The 17,674-nt window shown below is 74.0% G+C and carries 14 protein-coding genes; 3 read left to right on the forward strand and 11 right to left on the reverse strand.

The window, feature by feature from the left end:
- Window positions 1-46 precede the first annotated feature (46 nt).
- Window positions 47-3,838, forward strand: coding sequence for a hypothetical protein (locus ACQPZF_RS19890; protein WP_433273751.1), 3,792 nt, complete (start codon window positions 47-49; stop codon window positions 3,836-3,838).
- Window positions 3,839-4,120: 282 nt separating this feature from the next.
- The gene (locus tag ACQPZF_RS19895) at window positions 4,121-4,750 is read left to right on the forward strand and encodes a helix-turn-helix domain-containing protein (protein ID WP_433273753.1); all 630 of its coding nucleotides are present in this window, start codon (window positions 4,121-4,123) and stop codon (window positions 4,748-4,750) included.
- A gap of 11 nt (window positions 4,751-4,761) precedes the next feature.
- Here the strand turns inward: ACQPZF_RS19895 and ACQPZF_RS19900 are convergent, their stop codons facing one another.
- From ACQPZF_RS19900 to ACQPZF_RS19940, 9 genes are all read right to left on the reverse strand, one after another.
- Window positions 4,762-5,517, reverse strand: coding sequence for an SDR family NAD(P)-dependent oxidoreductase (locus tag ACQPZF_RS19900; RefSeq protein WP_433273755.1), 756 nt, complete (start codon window positions 5,515-5,517; stop codon window positions 4,762-4,764).
- Window positions 5,514-6,716, reverse strand: coding sequence for an MFS transporter (locus ACQPZF_RS19905; protein WP_433273757.1), 1,203 nt, complete (start codon window positions 6,714-6,716; stop codon window positions 5,514-5,516). The genes ACQPZF_RS19900 and ACQPZF_RS19905 overlap by 4 nt, the downstream gene beginning before the upstream one ends.
- Window positions 6,717-6,764: 48 nt before the next feature.
- Complete coding sequence (locus ACQPZF_RS19910; protein WP_433273759.1) at window positions 6,765-7,343, reverse strand: TetR/AcrR family transcriptional regulator; 579 nt, start codon at window positions 7,341-7,343, stop codon at window positions 6,765-6,767.
- A gap of 32 nt (window positions 7,344-7,375) precedes the next feature.
- A complete protein-coding gene (locus tag ACQPZF_RS19915; protein ID WP_433273761.1) occupies window positions 7,376-7,891 on the reverse strand; it encodes a cupin domain-containing protein in 516 nt (171 codons plus the stop codon).
- 52 nt (window positions 7,892-7,943) lie between these two features.
- Window positions 7,944-8,927, reverse strand: a complete 984-nt coding sequence (locus ACQPZF_RS19920; RefSeq protein ID WP_433273763.1) for a GNAT family N-acetyltransferase — start codon at window positions 8,925-8,927, stop codon at window positions 7,944-7,946.
- 23 nt (window positions 8,928-8,950) lie between these two features.
- Window positions 8,951-10,135, reverse strand: coding sequence for an acyl-CoA dehydrogenase family protein (locus ACQPZF_RS19925; RefSeq protein WP_433273765.1), 1,185 nt, complete (start codon window positions 10,133-10,135; stop codon window positions 8,951-8,953).
- A 34-nt stretch (window positions 10,136-10,169) separates the two neighbouring features.
- Window positions 10,170-11,699: an FAD-binding oxidoreductase gene (locus ACQPZF_RS19930; RefSeq protein ID WP_433273767.1), complete on the reverse strand. Its 1,530-nt coding sequence runs from the start codon at window positions 11,697-11,699 to the stop codon at window positions 10,170-10,172.
- Between the two features lie 268 nt (window positions 11,700-11,967).
- On the reverse strand, window positions 11,968-12,615 hold the full coding sequence (locus tag ACQPZF_RS19935; RefSeq protein WP_433273769.1) for a response regulator: 648 nt from the start codon (window positions 12,613-12,615) through the stop codon (window positions 11,968-11,970).
- A complete protein-coding gene (locus ACQPZF_RS19940) occupies window positions 12,612-13,883 on the reverse strand; it encodes a sensor histidine kinase (protein ID WP_433273771.1) in 1,272 nt (423 codons plus the stop codon). The genes ACQPZF_RS19935 and ACQPZF_RS19940 overlap by 4 nt, the downstream gene beginning before the upstream one ends.
- A gap of 157 nt (window positions 13,884-14,040) precedes the next feature.
- On the opposite strand from ACQPZF_RS19940, the gene ACQPZF_RS19945 reads away from it, so the two are divergent.
- A complete protein-coding gene (locus ACQPZF_RS19945) occupies window positions 14,041-14,943 on the forward strand; it encodes an alpha/beta fold hydrolase (RefSeq protein WP_433273773.1) in 903 nt (300 codons plus the stop codon).
- Between the two features lie 47 nt (window positions 14,944-14,990).
- Here the strand turns inward: ACQPZF_RS19945 and ACQPZF_RS19950 are convergent, their stop codons facing one another.
- Complete coding sequence (locus ACQPZF_RS19950; RefSeq protein ID WP_433273775.1) at window positions 14,991-15,350, reverse strand: DUF2203 domain-containing protein; 360 nt, start codon at window positions 15,348-15,350, stop codon at window positions 14,991-14,993.
- A 126-nt stretch (window positions 15,351-15,476) separates the two neighbouring features.
- Window positions 15,477-17,615: an esterase-like activity of phytase family protein gene (locus ACQPZF_RS19955; RefSeq protein WP_433274626.1), complete on the reverse strand. Its 2,139-nt coding sequence runs from the start codon at window positions 17,613-17,615 to the stop codon at window positions 15,477-15,479.
- Window positions 17,616-17,674: the final 59 nt, after the last annotated feature.

Below are 17,674 nucleotides of genomic sequence, written 5' to 3' on the forward strand. Positions count from 1 at the left end.
AACGAATCCCCAATCAATTCACCCGGCCGGAGAGCGAGGTGGCGGGATGCCACGGGGCGAACGCCCGCTGGACGCGGAGGACGGGCCGCTGGTGCGGTTCGCCGCCGAGCTGCGTCGGTTGCGGAAGAAGGCGGGAACGCCCTCGTACCGCGACCTGGCGGCGGTGGCGCACTACTCGGCGACGAGCCTGTCCGAGGCGGCGGGCGGCCGGAAGCTGCCCTCGCTCGCGGTCACCCTGGCCTACGTGCAGGCGTGCGGCGGCGACGCCGACGAGTGGGAGCGCCGGTGGCGGGAGCTGGCCGCCGAACTCGCCGCCGACCGGCAGGGCGCGCGGGCGGACGGGGAGCAGGCGCCGTACGTCGGGCTGGCCGCGTTCCAGCCCGAGGACAGCGACCTGTTCTTCGGCCGGGAGGAGCTGCTGGAGACGCTGTGGACCCGGTTGTCGGAGCGGCGGCTGGTGATGGTGGTCGGCGCGTCCGGGGCCGGGAAGTCCTCGCTGCTGCGGGCCGGCCTGGTGCCGAGGCTCCGGGCGGAGCGGCGCACGTCGCTGCTGTTCACACCCGGCCGGCAGCCGTTGCAGGAGTGCGCGGCGCGGCTGGCGGCGCTGACCGGCGGCGCGGCGGGCCGGCTGTACGACGAGCTGGCCGGCCACTCCCGCAACCTCGGGATGGCGGTCGCGCAGGTGATGGCCGGGCGGCCGGAGCGGTCCGAGCTGGTGCTGGTGGTGGACCAGTTCGAAGAGGTGTTCACGCTGTGCGCCGACGAAGGGGAGCGGGAGCGGTTCGTGGACGCGCTGGCCGCCGCCGGCGAGACGGACGGCCGCTGCCGGGTGGTGCTCGGCGTGCGGGCCGACTTCTACGGCCACTGCACCCGGTACCCCGCGCTGCTGCGAGCCCTCCAGCGGGCCCAGGTGACGGTCGGTCCGATGACCATGGACGAGCTGCGCCGCGCCGTCACGCAGCCCGCGGTCCGCGCCGGCTACGTGGTGGAGAACGACCTGCTGGCCACGCTGATGGCGCACGCCGGCGGCCGGCCGGGTGTGCTGCCGCTGCTCGGGCACGCCCTGCTGGAGACGTGGCGGCGGCGGCGCGGCACGTCGCTGGCGTTGAGCGGGTTCGAGGCGGCGGGCCGGATCGACGGCGCGCTGGCCCAGACCGCCGAGACGATCCACCTGGCCTTCAGCGCGCGGCAGCAGACCGTCGCGCGGGACCTGTTCGTCCGGCTGACCGCGTTGGGCGAGGGCACCGAGGACACCAAGCGCCAGGTCGGCTGGGACGAGCTGGACGCGGACGACCCCGACCTCGCCGTGGTGCTGGAGCGGATGGCCGCCGCCCGGCTGATCACGCTGGACCGGAACACCGTCGACATCACCCACGAGGCGTTGATCCAGGCCTGGCCGCGGCTGCGCAACTGGCTGGCCGAGGACCGGGACGCCCTGCGCGCGCACCGGCGGCTCACCGAGGCCGCCGAGGCGTGGGAGGTGCTGGACCGCGATCCCGGCGCGCTCTACCGGGGCGCGCGGCTGGCGCTGGCGGCGGACCTCGCCGCGCGCGGCCACACCGTGCTCAGCGCGCGGGAGCGGGCGTTCCTGGACGAGAGCGCGGCGGCGGAGGAGCACGAGCACGCGGCGTCCGTGCGCCGGACCCGGCGGCTGCGGCGGCTGGTCGTCGCGCTGTCCGTCCTGCTGCTGGCGACGGCCGGCCTGACCGGGTACGCGGTCCGGAACAATCACACGATCACGCAGCAGCGCAACACCGCCGTCTCGCAGAAGCTCGCGGCGCAGGCCACCGCCCTGCGGGCCACGAGCCCGGCCCTCGCGGCCCAGCTCAGCCTCGCCGCGTACCGGATCGCGCCCACCACCGAGGCCCGCAGCAGCCTGCTCAGCAGCCTGGCCGCCCCGCACGCGACGATGCTCACCAGCCACACCAGCCACGTGAACGCGGTGGCCCTGCACCGGGACGGCCGGACACTGGTCACCGGGTCGGCGGACGGCACCGCGCGGATCTGGGACATCGCGCGACCGCACCGCCCCGTCGAGTCGGCCACGCTCGCCCGGCACCTCGGCCCGGTCACCTCGGTCGCGACCGACCCGCGCCGGCGGATCGTCGCCACCGGCAGCGCCGACCACACGCTCCTGCTGTGGGACATCGGGGACGCCACGCGGCCGAAGCACCTGGCGACCGTCATCGACCACGTGGGGAGGGTCGACGCCGTCGCGTTCAGCCCGGACGGGACGCTGCTCGCGTCGGTCGGGGCGGACCGCACGCTGCGGCTGCACGACGTCACCGATCCGGGCTTCCCCCAGCGGGTGGCGGCCGTGGGCGGGCAGGTGGACGCCATGGTGGCGCTCGCCTTCAGCCCGGACGGCCGCACCCTGGCGGCGTCCGGCTGGGGCGACCGCGTCCTGCTGTGGGACCTGGCGGACCTCGCCGCGCCGCGCGAGCTGCCCGGCCACACCGGGTCCGTGGTCGCGGTGGCGTTCAGCCCGGACGGCGGCACGCTGGCCAGCGCGAGCCAGGACCAGACGGTCCGGCTGTGGCGGACCCGGGACTTCACCGAGAGGGCCATGCTGCCGCACGACGACGTGGTGCGGGCGGTGGCGTTCAGCCCCGACGGCCGGACGCTCGCCACGGCGGGCAACGACCGGATCGCCCGCCTGTGGTCGCTGGACGGGGACGGCGGCGGGCGGGAGCTGATGACCCTCACCGGCCACACCGGGTTCGTGGCCGCGGTCGCGTTCCGCGACGAGGGGACGCTGATCACCGGCAGCGAGGACCACACCGCGCGGCTGTGGACCGTGCCGGGGCCGGTGCTGGCGGGCCACACCGACTCCGTGTACGGCTTGGCGATCCACCCGGACGGGCGCACCGTCGCCACCGCTGGCCGGGACCGCACGGTGCGGCTGTGGGACGTGTCGGACGCCGAGCACCCCCGGCAGACCGCCGTGGCGACCGCCCACCCGGACATCGTCCGCTCGGTCGAGTTCAGCATGGACGGCAAGGTGCTCGCGACCACGAGCCACGACCGGACGGTGCGGCTCTGGCGCGTGGCGGGCGGGCACCTCCGCCGGCTGTCCACCCTGGACGACCGCAGCGGGGTGATGGTCGCGGCGGCGTTCAGCCCGGACGGCCGGACCCTCGCCACGGCCTCCGAGGACGGCATCGCGCGGCTGTGGGACATCACGGACCCCGGCGCGCCCCGGCTGCTGGCGGAGATGATCGACCACACCGACAAGGTCGTCGCGGTGGCGTTCAGCCCGGACGGCCGCGGCCTCGCGACCGGGAGCGCCGACCGGACCGCGCGGCTGTGGGACACCTCCGACCGGGGGGTGCCCCGGCGCGTGGCCGTGCTGATCGACCACGTGGGCACCGTGACGTCGGTCCGGTACAGCCCGGACGGCCGCCTGCTGGCGACCGCGAGCGCGGACCGGACGGTGGGCCTGTGGGACATCGGCGATCCCGACCGCCCCCGGCGGATCGCGCTCGCCGCCGGGCACACCGACGCCGTGTACTCGGCGGTGTTCCGGCCGGACGGCCGCCTGCTGGCGACCGCGAGCGCCGACCGGACCGTGCGGCTGTGGGACCTCCGGAATCCCGCGCGGCCGGTCGAGCAGGCCGCGCTCACCGGCCACACCGAGGGCGTGTCCGCGGCGGCGTTCCGGCCGGACGGCGGGACGCTGGTGACGATCAGCCACGACCGCACCGCCCGGCTGTGGCGGACCGACCCCGAGTGGGTGGCCGATCGGGTGTGCGCCCTCGCGCACCCCGTGATCACGGAGGAGGAGTGGGCGGAACACCTGCCCGACCTCCCGTTCCGCCCGCCGTGCCCGGCGAGCTGACCGCCGATTCGATTCCGGAAAGGACCCACGGCACGCACCGAGTCCGGCGGGTATCGTTGCCGAAGAATGCCGCCGAGGTCGAATGGTGATTCGCCGGTCTTTCACGGTCCTTTTGGCGATGCCCCGACGGGCTATTCCGCCGACTTCCGGGCATGCCGGCTCCGCGCGCTTCGGTAACCGGTCGTCCGGAAGCGGTACCTTTCGCTATACTTGCGCTGATCTGAGGGGGCTGGGGTGGATCTTCTGAGGGAACCGGTTGACCCGATCAAGGTAATCGTGGGCATGCGGAACGAGCTGGCCCGCTACGGCATGGAACGCCTGCTCGCCGCGTTGCCCAGAGTAAGCGCGCTGGAGATCCGGACTTCTCTGGAGGACGGTCGCCGGGCACTGCTCGACGGGGTCTTCGACGTGTTCGTGGTCGCGCTCGGCGAGCTGGGGCCGGAGCTGCGGCCGGCCTGCGACGGCCCACGCCCGGCGAAGGTTCTCGTGATCATGGAAAGCCTCGGCCCGGACGACGTGTTGCGCGCCGCCGCCGCTGGTGCGCACGGTTTCCTGAGCCTGGCGGAGATCAACGCCGTGACGCTCGACGAGACGCTGCGCCGGATCGCGAACGGCGAGGTCCCGATGCCGGTGACGATGGCCAACAGCCTGCTCGCGGAGGTCCGCAACGGTCCGCGCGGCGGGGTGCTCCCACACCCGGCCGCGTTGACCGCGCGTGAGCAGCAGGTGTTGTCGCTGCTCGTCCAGGGAATGACCAACAAGCAGATCGCCCGAAAACTGCGGATTTCCTCGCACGGCGTGAAGAGGTTGGTGGCGAATATCCTGGCAAAACTGAACACGCCGAACCGGACGCTCGCCGTGGCGCGTGCGCTGCAGGACGGCTGGCCGGCCTGCGTGGACGTTCCGAACTGATCGGCGGGCGCTCACAGCACGCTCCCGCCGTCGACCACGAAATCATGCCCGACAAAGAATGACGCGTCCTCGGAGCACACCCAGAGGATTGTCCGGGCCGCCTCGTCGGGGGTGCCGATGCGGCCGATCGGCAGGGCCGCCCCGAACCGTTCGGCGCGTTGTTCGGCGGTTTCGCCGGGGGCCAGCGACATGTCGGTGTCGAACGGTCCGGGGCTCACCGAGTTGATCCGGATGCCCTGCCCGATGTACTCCCGCGCGGCCGTCCGGCTCAGCGCCTCGACACCGGCCTTGGTCGCCGCGTACGCGCCGAAGCCGGGCAGCGTGGAGTGCCGGCCGACGGTCGAGGCGACGTTGACGATCACCCCGCCGTGCCCGCGCATGGCGTCGACCTCCGCCCGGAGGCAGCGCCAGGTGCCGGTCAGGTTGGTCCCGACGACCCGCAGCCAACTCGCCTCGTCGGTGTCGCCGACCAGGCTGACCTCCTTGACCCCCGCGTTGTTGACGGCCACGTCGAGCCGCCCGTGCCCGGCCTCGATCCGGCCGAACAACGCCGCCACCGCGGCGGGATCGGTGATGTCGGTCGGCACGGCCAGCACCACGCCGCCGCGGTCCCGGATCGCCCGTTCGGTCCCGGCGAGCCGGTCCGGGTCGCGCCCGGCCAGCACGACCGCCGCGCCCTCGGCGGCGAACGCGCCGGCCACCGCCCTGCCTATCCCGCTGCCCGCGCCCGTGACCAGGGCGACCTTGCCCGCGAACCGTCCGCTCACTGCTCGCCTCCACCGGTGTCGACTGCCTGTTGATCACTCGCCGCCGGTGTCGGTGTGGCGGCGTCCCGGCCGGACAGCAGTTCCGGCACGATGCTCAGGAAGCCGAGCACGGCCAGCGCCACGCCGATCCACAGCGGCGCCCGCAACCCGTGACCCGCGCTGATCGCCAGGCCGCCCGCCCACGAGCCGATGACCACGCCGAACGTGATGACCGACGTGTGGACCGTGTTGACCAGCGGACGGCCGTTGGAGGTCCGGATGACCCGTGCCGCCATCGCCGGGTTCATCGTCACGCCCACCAGCCCGACCAGCACCAGCGCCACCACGGCCACCGCCCGGACGTCCGCGAACAGACCGAAGATCGCCAGTGACACGGTCAGCGAGACCAGCCCGACCGCCAGCACGCCCATGGTGTGCCGGTCGGCGAACCGGCCGACGACGACGTTGCCGACCACCGTCGCGACGCCGTAGACGGCCAGCAGGACCGGCACCGCGCCCGACTCGAAGCCGCTGACGTCGGTGAGGATCGGCGTGAAGTAGCTGAACGCCACGAACGTCGCCCCGATGATGAGCGTGCTGGTGGCGTACGCCGCCCACAGCCGTCCGCTGCGGAACGCCGTCAGCTCCTCGCGCAGCCCCACGTCACCCGCGCCCGGAGAGGCCGGCACGACCTTCAGCGTGATCAGCCCGACCACCAGCGCGAGCCCGGCGACCGCCCAGAAGCTGGTGCGCCAGCCGAACTCCTGGCCGACGAACGTCGCCGCCGGCAGGCCCAGCACGGTGCCGATCATCAGGCCGCCCACCACGATCGACGCGGCGCGGCCGGCGCGGGCCGGTCCCACGGTGTCGACGGCGATCGCGAACGACATGCCGAACACCGACGACGCGGCGACCCCGGTGACCACGCGGGCCACCAGCATCACCTCGTAGGAGGCGGCGACCGCGCCGAGCGCCTGGCCGGCGATGAAGACGCCGATGAGCAGCAGGAGGGTGTTCTTCCGGGGGAACCTGAGCAGGCCCACGGTGAGCACGGGGCCGCCGAGGGCCATGGCGGCGGCGTAGACGGAGATCAGGTAGCCGACCGCGGAGATCGTCACGCCGAACTCCGCGGAGAGGGCGGGCATCAGTCCCGACACCATGAATTCGCTGGTGGTCACGGCGAAGATCCCGAGCCCCAGCACGTAGACGGCGAGTGGCATGTGGCCTGTCCTCGAATCTGGTTCGGTGGCCGGACGCCTTCGGCGGGGTCAGAGGGCGGCGAGGGTTCCTTCCATGACGTCGACGAGCGTGTCGCGGTCGCGGACGACCTTCGCGAGCACCCGCAGTCCGTAGTAGCCGGCGAGGAACGCGCGGGCGAGCTGCTCGGCGCTGCGGTCGGTGGTGATCTCCCCGGCGCGCTGGCCCGCCAGGATCACGTCGTGCAGGGCCGCCTCGGTGCGCGCGAACTGGCGGCGCACCTCGTCCGACACCTCGTCGCTGCGGCCCGCGGCGTCGGTGGCCGCGTTGACCGCCAGGCACCCGCGGTGGTCGGGGTCTGCGAGGTCGTGGTCGATCACGGCGGTCAGCAGGGCGCGCAGGCGCTCCTTCGCGTGCCCCGGCTGCCGCAGGATGCCCGCCTGCGTGGCGAAGCCGAGTTCGGCGTACCGGCGCAGCACGTGCCGGTAGAGGTTGGCCTTGCTGCGGAAGGTGTTGTAGAGGCTGCCCCGGCCGAGGCCGGTGCGCTCGCACAGGTCTTCCGTCGACGTCGCCTCGAAGCCCTTGGACCAGAAGACGTCCAGCGCCGCGTCGACCACCACCGCCTCGTCGAACTTCCTCGGTCTCCCCACCAGGGCAGGCTAGCGATTTTTGGGTGGGTCGATCAAATACTTCCCGTAGTCGGCCGCGGTCGGTCCTCCGGCGGCGGGAACGAGCCGTAGCGGCTGCCCACGTCCACCACCCGTTCGAAGGGGTTCGGCGTGGTCGGGGGCGGCGGCGTGCCGGGCACGGCGTCCTCGCCCAGCTCCAGGAAGAAGCCCTCGAACCCGCCGGGCGTGAACAACAGGAGTTGCCGCGCGACCCGGGTGGTGTTGTTGCGGAACCCGTGGAACGTGCCGCGCGGGATGAAGACCAGGTCGCCCGCCACCGCGGTGTAGGTCCGGCTGCCCGCGTGGATGTCCAACTCGCCGGCTAACAGGTAGAACGCCTCGTCCTCGTTGGCGTGGTTGTGGACCGGCGGTCCGCCGCCGGGCGGGACGTCGGCCTCCAGCACGGTGAGCGAACCCCCCGACGACAGGCGGTCGAGCTTCACGACGTAGACATCTCCGTTGAGCCACACCGACCGCCCCTCGCTCGCCGGCACGTGCACAGCTCGGAGCGCGTTTCGGATATGGGTCATCGCCTGTTGTCTCCTGTCGGATCCGGTCCGGCCTCTCCGGGGGCTGGGGGCGTCAGCGGTGCATGGGATGGACGATGGCGTAGTGCTGTTCGTCGCCGAAAGAGCCGTCCGGGTTGCGGAGCCGGGCTTTGCGCGGCCCCTCGAAGTCCCAGCCGGCGGCGATCACGCCGTTCGCGGACGGCGTGTTCCCGAGCTTGACACCGGCCTCCAGGCGCGTGTAGCCACCTTCGGCGAAGGCCCAGTCGGACACGATCCGCAACGCCCGCGCCAGGTACCGGCGGCCCCGGAAGCGGGGCAGGACACCGGCTCCGACGTCGGCGACCCGGGGCGGCACGACGGGGCGCAGCACGACCCGGCCGGCGACGTCGCCGGTCTCGTCGTCGACGATCACCATCAGGGCGCGGACGCCGGTCACCCACTCCAGGGCCGCCCGCTCGGCCTGCGCCGCGGTCTCGTGCTCCGGGACCGGGTCGGACAGCGCCCAGCGTCGTGCCTCCGCGTTGCTGTGCTCCAGGTGCAGCGCCGCCGCGTCCGCCGCGGTGGCCACGCGCAGCGTGATGACGCCGTCGCCGATGCCGCCCGCGGGCAGGTCCGGCAGCGCCGGCGCGATCGGTTCGCCGGAGTCGCAGGGTAGGCGGGCGAACACGCCGCCCGCCGCCGCGCCCCACGCGGTGGCCACCACGCCGCGGGACACCCCCTCGAACCGGAACCCGGCTCCGAGCGCCGCCTTGGCCTGGTCGACGTCGTCCAGCGGGCACCGCAGTTGCACGCGGGTCGCGCCGCGGGCGAACGACCACTCCGTCAGCGCCCGCACCGTGTCTACCGCCAGGCAGTGGTCGGGCGGGTGGCGGCGCAGGCTGAAGCCGAGGTCCGCCACGGCCGGCTGCTCGGCCGACAGCCGCACAATCGCCGAGCCGACGTCCTCGCCACCCGGTTCGGCCAGCACGGTGAACGCGGGCGGCCCGCCCGGGCGGCCGGGCGTCCGCAGGCGGGCCAGGCGCGCCCGACCGCCGGAGGCGAGGTGCAGATCGGTCATCGTCGTGTCCCTCGGGATCGGCGTCAGATGAACGGGTTGGCGGGCGTGCCGCCGAGGATCAGCTCGCCGCTCGCCTGGACGACGGAGTCCTGCGCGACGGCGTGCTGGCACATCGTGGTGAGGTCGCGCAACCACCGGTCGAGCGGCGAGGTCGGCCGGTACACCGACGCGCCGCCCACCAGGTCGTACAGCTTGCCCACGACGGACCGCGCGGTGCGGAACGCCTGGTAGCGGGCGAGTGCCGTGCCCGCGCGCTCGTCCACGGTGAGGCTCTCCCCGGCGGCCAGCCGCTCCCACTGGCGGTCCAGGTTGGCGTACACCGCGAACCGGGCGGCGGCGAGTTCCATCTCCGCCCCCGCGATCACCGCCTGCACGTGGTGGCTGCCGGACCAGCGTGCCAGGGTGATGCGGTCGACGCGGGTCTCGGCGAGTGACCGGACGTGGTCGACCGCCGCCCGCGCGACACCCAGCGGGACGCCGGGCATCTTGCGCAGGATCGCCTCCGGGGACGCGTGCAGCGGCCCTTCGCGGCGCGGCCGGGTGAAGCTGAACGAGTGCTCCTCGGGCACGAACAGGCCGGTCACCCGGTAGTCGCGGCTGCCGCTGCCGGCGAGTCCGGTGGTGAACCAGGTGTCGACGATCTCGAACTGCTCGGGCCGGGCCAGCATCACCCGCCAGTGCACCGGACCGCCGTCGGGGCCGGGCTCGGGCTCGCCGTCCCGGTGCACCACGCAGCCGGCCGCGAGCCGGTCGCAGTGCGTGCAGCCGCTGCCGAACCGCCACTCGCCGCTCACCAGGTAGCCGCCGGGCACGCGGTCGGCCCGGCCCTGCGGGTGGATCCAGCCCGCCGTGACCATGTCCAGCCGCGGGTAGAACTCGCGGGCCACCGCCTCGTCCAGGTAGCCGGCGTAGATCCCGGAGTCCATGCCGATCATGGCGCACCACGCGGCGGAGGCGTCGCCGGTCGCCAGCACCTCGATCACCTCGGTCTGCTGCGCGGAGGTCATGCCGGGACCGCCCCAGGACGGCGGCACGGCCATCCGGAACACGCCGGCGTCGCGCAGCAGGGCCACGACGTCGTCGGGCAGCCGCCGGGCCTCCTCGATCTCGGCGGCGCGCTGCCGCAGCACGGGCGCGATCCGCCGTGCCCGGTCGAGGATCTGAGGCCCGGTGAGGTGCACCGCTTCGAGCGTCTCGGCACCGGTCATCTCACGACTCCTTCCGAACGGGTGTGGTCCGAGGTCACGCATAGCGCCCCGGTGCGATCGTCCCGTGGGGGTCGAGCGCGGTCTTGAGCCGGCGGGCGAGGGCACGGGCGGCGGGGTCGGGGCTGAGCCGGTCGATCCAGCCGAAGTGGTCGACGTCGAGCCGGTAGGGCAGGTACCCGGCGTCGGCGAACAGCCCGTAGGCCAGGTCCAGCGCGCGGTGCGCCCGCGCGGTGCCCTCGGGGGACCGGTGGAACTTGATCGGGACCACGAAGTCCACCAGGTCCGGGCCGAGCGCGTTGAGCGTCGCGCCGCAGCGGACGCCGGTCTCCGCCGACACGCGGTCCAGCAGGCCGAGGGCGTGCCCGATGTCCGCTCCGGTGAACGGCACCAGCGGCAGGAAGAACAGCCAGCCCTCGCCCAGCTTGTCCACCTCGTCGGCGGGCCGGCCGAGGGTCGCGGCGAGGATGTCGTCGTTGTTCGTCGGATCCCCGGCGTACAGCTTGGCCACCGTCCGCGAGATGAGGTCGGTCGGCGCGCCCTCCTCCTCGGTGAACAGCTCCGCCGCCTCGGCCCGCAGCACGGCCGTCAGCGCGTCGACCGCCGCGGGCGTGCCCTCGACGCAGACGTGCGCCCGGAACCCGCCGGCCGCGCCGCCGTAGATCCGCGCGGCGGTGCGGTCGAGGACCTTCAGCACGCCGCCGATCAGGCCCTGGGCCATCCAGCGGCGCAGCTCGTCGATCGCCCGCGTCAGCACGTCCTTCGGGAAGTCCAGCCGCAGCACGCGCTGCGCCTGCGGGCGGGGCGGTAGCTGGATGGCGGCGGCGGTGACGACGCCGAGGTTCGACTGGACGAACAGCGGGGCCAGCGACGGGCCGAGCCCGTGCGCGTAGACCGGGGTGGGGCGGCCCGGCTCGGGCCACCAGCCGACGTGGACCAGTCCGCCGTCGGGCAGCACGACCTCCAGCCCCAGCACGTCGTCCACGCGCTGGCGGCGCAGTCCCACGCCCCGGTCGAGGGCGTTGCCGACGATGCTGGTGTGCGCGGAGGCCGCGGTCACGTTCACCACGCGCTCGGTGCCCGCGAGGAGCCCGGCGAGCCGGCCCTGCGTGACGCCCGGCTCGACCACCGCCCAGCCCCGTGCCACGTCCAGCCCGCGGACCCGGTCCAGGCCGCCCAGGTGCAACACGGCGGCGTCGTCCTGGGCGGGTTCGCTCGACCCGAGCCCCCAGTTGCGGCCGGTACTGACCGGGTGCAGCCGGCCCGCACCGCGGCCGAAGGCGCGGACCACGCCGCGGACCTCGTCGACGGTGCGGGGCGAGATCACCCCGGTGACGTGCCGGGAGCGGAACTCGCCGACGTTCGGCCGGGGCGCGGCCGGCACGGGCTCGCCGCGATCACCGATCCGGATCTCGACGCGGTCCGCGCCGACGATCCGGGCGGCGGCGTCCAGAGCCGCGCGGAGTGCTTTGCCGTCACGTTCCCGGTGGTGGCCGGACAATGCTGTGGAGAGGGTCATGAATGCCTCACTGCCGGTGCCGCGGGTGGTGAATCGCCGGCGGGTCATGGGCGAACACGGTCGGAAAAGTTTCGCGACGGCGCACACGGCCCCGGAAGACCCGGAGGGCGCGGCGGAGTGGCGAGTGGGAGCGGGTCATCTGGCTAGGCCACGTGGCGCGCCGGCCGGTGCGGCGGGGAACGTGCCGTGGCCGCCGCCGGGGTCGTCACCGGCACGGCGACCGGGGCCGACCACGGTCACCCGCGTGCGCTCGGCGCGGCCCCGGTGACCTGCGGCGAGGGCCTGGTCGCTACCCCCTGACCGGGCGGGGTCGTGCTCACGGCGCCGTGGCCGCGAGGCCGGCGCGGTAGGCGAGGAGTCCCGCGTGGGTCCTGTTGGGACAGCCCAGTTTGACCAGGATGCGGGACACGTGGCCCTTGACGGTGGTTTCCGACAGGTGCAGCCGGCGGGCGATCTCGGCGTTGGTCCGGCCATGGGCGAGGTGGGCGAGGACTTCCCGTTCCCTGGCCGAGAGCGCATCCAGCACAGTATCCTTTGTGGACTGTCGGACGGCGGCCGTGCGCAGCAGTCGGCGGGTCGCGGCGGGGGAGAGCACGGTGTGGCCGTCGGCCGCCACCCGGATCAGACCGACCAGGTCCTGCGGCGGCGTGGACTTCAGCAGGAAGCCCGCCGCGCCCGCGCCGAGCGCCCGCAGGACGTGGTGTTCGGTGTCGAACGTGGTGAGCGCGACGACGGTCGGCGGTTCGCGCAGCGCGGTGATGTGGCGGGTGGCGGTGACGCCGTCGACGCCGGGCATCCGCAGGTCCATCAGCACGACGTCGGGCCGGTGGCGGGTGACGGCGTCGAGCGCTTCCGCGCCGTCGTACGCCTCCGCGACGACCTCGATGTCCTGCGCCATGCCGAGAATGGTGCGCAGGTGGGCGCAGACGATCGGGTCGTCGTCCACCACGAGGACGCGGATCACGGTCCGGCTCCGACGGTCGTCGGGAGGGTCGCGTCGACGTGGAACCCGCCGTCGGCGGTGGGGCCGGCGCGCAGTTCGCCGCCGAGCAGGTCGATGCGCCGCCGCAGTCCGAGCAGGCCCGTGCCGCCGCTCGGGAGGCGCGGGTCGGGTACGGCGGCGGGCCGGGTGCTGTGGACGGTCACCCGCAGTCCGGCGGGGAGGTGGCGCACGACCAGCCGGACCCGTGCCCCGGGCGCGTGTTTGCGCACGTTGGTCAACGCCTCCTGGACGACGCGGTAGGCGGTGCGGCTCACCGCGGGCGACAGGGCGCGCGGCTCGCCGGACTCGGCCACCTCCACGGCGACACCGACCGAGCGGGACGTCTCGACCAGTTCCGCCAGGTCCGGCAGCGGCTCGGGCCGGTCGACGTCCGCCGGGTCGGGTGTGCCGGCGTTGAGCAGCCCGACGAGGTCCCGGAGTTCGTCCAGCACCTGGCAGCCGGTGGCGCGGAGGTCTTCGGCCGTGCCGCGGGTGTGCTCGTCGGCCGCGGTGAGGCGCAATGCCCCGGCCTGCAACACCATCACGGTGACCCGGTGGCCCACGACGTCGTGGATCTCGGCGGCCAGCCGCAGGCGTTCGGCGCGGAGGGCCTGTCGGGCGCGTTCGGCACGGGCCGCGACGTGCGCGCCGAGCGCGGCGGGCGCGCCGAGGAGCGTCACGATGACGCCGACGACCGAAGTGGGCTGCGCGCCCGGCGGAGCACTGACGTAGGCGAGCACGGCGAGTACGACGAACGCCAGGAACCCGACACCGCGGGACCGGAGGTTGACGTCGAACCCCGGGATTCCGCAACGGCGGGTCCGGCTGTTGACGTCGAACCCCGGGACTCCGCAACGGCGGGTCCGGCGGTCGACCTCGAAAGGCCTCGGCATCGAGGCGAAGCGCGGGGAGCGGCATGACCGGGAATCGCCCGCGAACGCGGCCACGGCGTACGCGGCGAACGGCGCGGCACCCGGCAGCAGGGCGCGGTCCGGTGCGAGTTCCGTGCCGACGCCCGGCCACACCCAGGCGCCGAGCACCAGGATCGCGCCGACCGCCGTGACGAACCAGGCGACCGCGACCGGTTGCGCACGGCGGAACCACAGCGCAGCCGCCGCGACCAGCGGAAGACCGAAAGCGGAAGTGTCGTACGGCGCCGGGTAGTCCGGGACCTGGGTGCCGATCTCGGCCGTCCCGAGCAGCGCGGCGAGCACCACCACCGCCGCGTCCACCCACCGGTCCCGCCTCATGGCCGCACGGTAGCGAGGGATGCCGCGGACATGGCCGTGCTCGGCGCGAAACCACTACCAAAGTCGTGGGTCGGTACTACTCCGGGCTGACCGTCGTCCTCGGATCCGGTGCTCGCGAAGCTGTTCGCGCCCCCGGCCGGCCCGCTGGGATCGGCGCATGGTCACCAGAAGGACTCTCCTGAAGACAGCCGTGGCCGCCGCCGGGGTCGGACTCCTCGGGGCGTGCGGCGAGGACTTGCCCACCGGCGACGACGGGTTGCGCACCGGGCACCTCGACGTGCCGGGCGCGCGGCTCTACTACGAGGTACGCGGCTCCGGCCGGCCGTTGCTGATGATCCACGGCGGCGCGGTGGACGCCGGTTCGTTCGCCGCGATCGCGCCCGGACTCGCCACGGACCGCACCGTGATCACCTACGACCGGCGGGGCAACTCCCGCAGCACGCTCACCGCGCCCGCCACCGCGTTGGAGGTCGGCCGGCAGGCGGACGACGCCACGCGGCTGGTGGAGACGCTGGTGGACGAACGGCCCGACGTCTTCGGCAGCAGCGGCGGCGCCATCGTCGCGCTGGAGTTCGCCGCCCGACACGGGGACAACCTCGGGACGGTGGTGGCGCACGAGCCGCCCGTGCCGTCCGTGCTGCCGGACGCCGCGGTGCACCAGGCGCCGTTCGAGGCCGTGCACCGGACCTACCTGGAACGGGGCGTGGACGCGGCGTTCGAGGAGTTCTCGACGATCGACCCGGACCGGCCCGACCCGGCGGCCGGCGGGCCCTACCCGGCCGATCCCGGGTTGGGGGACCGGATCGGGGGCAACCGGGAGTTCCTGCTCAAGCACGAGATGCTGGCGTTCATCCGCTATGCGCCGGACATCGCGGCGTTGCGCGGGAAGTCGCGACTCGTGCTCGGCATCGGCGACTACGGGGCCGAGGTCGGCACCCGCGTGGTGGAGACGCTCGCCGGACAGGTGGGGGTGACCGCGACGCGATTCCCCGGCGACCACACGGGATACATGTGGCGTCCGGCCGAGTTCGCCCGGAAGTTGCGTGAAGTGCTCGGCTGAACCGGGTCGGCCGGCGCTCGCGGCCGGCGGGCGTTCAGGGCGGGCGTTCAGGGCAGGCGTCGGCGTCCGGCGAAGCCCAGATCGGCCCGGTGGTACCAGTCCAGGCCTTCGTCGCCCTCCAGCCAGCACAGCAGCACCGGCACACCGTCCAGGTCGGACGGGAAGTCGACGAGCAGCGGTGCGAAGCCCTTCAGCTCCGCGCCGGTCGCCTGCACCGTGCTCATCAGCTCGTCCAGCCGGGCCTGCGCCGCCTTGAACTCGGCCAGCCCACCCAACCCGGTCGGCTCGCCCGTGCTCAGGGCGGCGGACAGCTCGGCGGCGTCGGCCCTCAGCGCGACGATCTCGTCCAGCACCGGCCGCAGCCGCTCCAGCTCGCGCCGCGCTTCGGCCGGCGTGAAAAGTCCCAACGTCCTACCTCGCCGAGTGGGTCCGTGACGGGCCCAGGGTACGGGTCGGTCCGCCAAGGCCGCCGGACGGGCGCTCCGCCGGCGGAGCCACTCCAGGCTTCGCCGGCGGAGCCGGTCCGGGTTCCGCTAGCGGATCCATCCCAGGCGCAGGAACACGGACTCGCCGGGCGCGTCGTCCACGCCGTCGTTGTCCACCGCGCCGACCAGGCGGCGCATCGGCCCGAAGCCCACCACCGCCAGTCCCTCGACCTTGTCGTGCGTGGTCGCGCCGTCCGCCTGCAGCGCGGGCAGCAGGTCACGTGCCAGGGTCTTGGCCACCACCGGCTTGGGCGCGCCGGCCGCGACCGGCGTCAACCCCGTGATGTCCACGCGGTAGACCTTCTTGGTCGCCGCCGCGTCGCCGCGCTGGTTGTCGCGTTCCAGGACGAGCAGCGTCCGGTCGTCCAGCGCGGTCACCTCCGACAGGCCGATCCAGCCGGTGGACGCCGCGTCCAGCGGGTAGGCCGCGAACGCCCACTCGCCGGTGGCCGGCGTGAAGCGGGCCAACGTCGCCTCACCGGGCCGGTCGGCCTTCCACTCCCGCTGCACGGCCACCCACACCTGCTCGCCGGCGCCCCGGCCGGTGGTCGTCACCCCTTCGAAGCCGTTGCCGGTGGCCGTCGCGGCGACCGCGGCGGGCAGCGGCACCTCGCGCACCACCGCACCGGACGCGGCCACCTCCACCAGCAGGTTCGGCAGCTTCTTGCCGTCGCCCTCGGCCGCCAGCCAATAGCCGCCGCCACGGCGGGCCGCGATGCCCTCGCCGTCGTAGCCGACCGGCTCGCCGTCCTTGGTCACGGTCAGCTCGGCACGCACCCGAGCGGGCGCGGACAGCGTGTCGACGGTGAGCACGCGCGTCGGGCTGTACGCGGAGTCGGTCACGGCGACCACGTCCCGGTAGTCGCCGGGGATGCCGGACAGCCCGGACAGCGCGCCGAACCCGATGCCGTCCGACCCGATCGACGGCGTGCCCTGGTTGCGCTGCAACGACACCGACAGCGGAGTGCGGGTCACGCGGTAGGAGGTGAGGGAGGAGCGGACACCGTCCTCCGCGGAGTCCTCCTCGGCGGCCACGACGAGCGTGCCGGTCGCCGGGATCGGCAACAGCCCCTCCGGACCGACACCGGCCGGCAGGGCCTGCAGGAACCGCGGCCGGCGCGGGTCGTCCACGTCGTACACGGCGACCAGGTTGGCCCGCTCCATGCCGACGAACGCGTACCGGTGCCGCCCGAAGGTCGCCACCGCGAGGCCTTCCGGCTCGACACCCTTGTTGTCCGACCGGCCGTCGGGGTACTGGCCCTGCCGGATCGCCACCTGCTGCAACTCGTTGCCGGACGAGTACACGACCTGGCCGGACGCGGCGTCGAACACCGTCCACGTGCGCGAGCCGCCCCGGTAGTCGCCCTCGTCGGCGGTGCCGAGCGTGCGGTCGTCCAGCCACGCGACGGCGTCCGGCTCGCGCGCGGCGGTGATCGCCTGCGACGGGTCGATCCGGCCGTCGTCCTCGGTGTCGACGCCCTGCACCGTGACGGAACCGGCGGGGAAGTGGTTGACGACCGCGCCCGACCGCAGGTCCACGATCGCGATGTGGTTGTTCTCCTGCAACGTGACCGCGACCTGGCCGCGGCCGTTGACGCTCACGTACTCGGGCTCGGGGTCGCCCGGGGCGACCAGCGCGATCCCGGTCAGCTCGACCCGGCGCAGGGTCCACTGGGCCGGCGCGCCCTTGAGGTCGACGATGGCGAGGAACCCGGCGGGCGCCTGCGGGATCTCACCGTCGTTCACGTCCTCGTCCCGCTCGTTCTCGACCGCGACGGCCGCGTGCCGGCCGTCCTTCGAGATGTCGATCGAGTCCGGCTGGCCACCCAGGTCGTGCGTGGCGACGACCCGGCGGCCGTCCAGGTCGACCACCAGCAACACCCCGGACGGCGCGGCGAACGACTCCGACGTGTCGACGGCGACCAGCGCCAGCCGACCGAGGATGTCGACGGACGTCGGCTCACCCGGCACGGCAAGCACCCCGTCCGGCGCGAACCGCCCGTCCCGGACCTTGGCGAACCCGATTCTTCGACCGGGCGAGTCGGTGTAGACGACCGTCCGGCCGTCCGCGGTGGCCGCGGCGATCTCGGCGGCCGTGTGCTCCGCCGCGGAACTGTTGCGGAACACCGACATGGTGTCGACCCGCTGGAACCGCTCGGGGCTGCCCGCCTGGGCAGCCGGCAACACGGACAAACTGACACCGCAGGCCAACAGACCTGCGAGCACACGGACCGGACGGGTCACGG

The sequence above is a fragment of the Actinosynnema sp. CS-041913 genome (assembly GCF_050942485.1).
Lineage (GTDB): Bacteria > Actinomycetota > Actinomycetes > Mycobacteriales > Pseudonocardiaceae > Actinosynnema.

Coding starts and splice junctions, on each gene's coding strand:
- ACQPZF_RS19890 (WP_433273751.1), top strand. CDS start 47: ATGCCACGGGGCGAACGCCCGCTGGACGCGGAGGACGGGCCGCTGGTG.
- ACQPZF_RS19895 (WP_433273753.1), top strand. CDS start 4,121: ATGCGGAACGAGCTGGCCCGCTACGGCATGGAACGCCTGCTCGCCGCG.
- ACQPZF_RS19905 (WP_433273757.1), bottom strand. CDS start 6,716: ATGCCACTCGCCGTCTACGTGCTGGGGCTCGGGATCTTCGCCGTGACC.
- ACQPZF_RS19915 (WP_433273761.1), bottom strand. CDS start 7,891: ATGACCCATATCCGAAACGCGCTCCGAGCTGTGCACGTGCCGGCGAGC.
- ACQPZF_RS19920 (WP_433273763.1), bottom strand. CDS start 8,927: ATGACCGATCTGCACCTCGCCTCCGGCGGTCGGGCGCGCCTGGCCCGC.
- ACQPZF_RS19925 (WP_433273765.1), bottom strand. CDS start 10,135: ATGACCGGTGCCGAGACGCTCGAAGCGGTGCACCTCACCGGGCCTCAG.
- ACQPZF_RS19930 (WP_433273767.1), bottom strand. CDS start 11,699: ATGACCCGCCGGCGATTCACCACCCGCGGCACCGGCAGTGAGGCATTC.
- ACQPZF_RS19940 (WP_433273771.1), bottom strand. CDS start 13,883: ATGAGGCGGGACCGGTGGGTGGACGCGGCGGTGGTGGTGCTCGCCGCG.
- ACQPZF_RS19945 (WP_433273773.1), top strand. CDS start 14,041: ATGGTCACCAGAAGGACTCTCCTGAAGACAGCCGTGGCCGCCGCCGGG.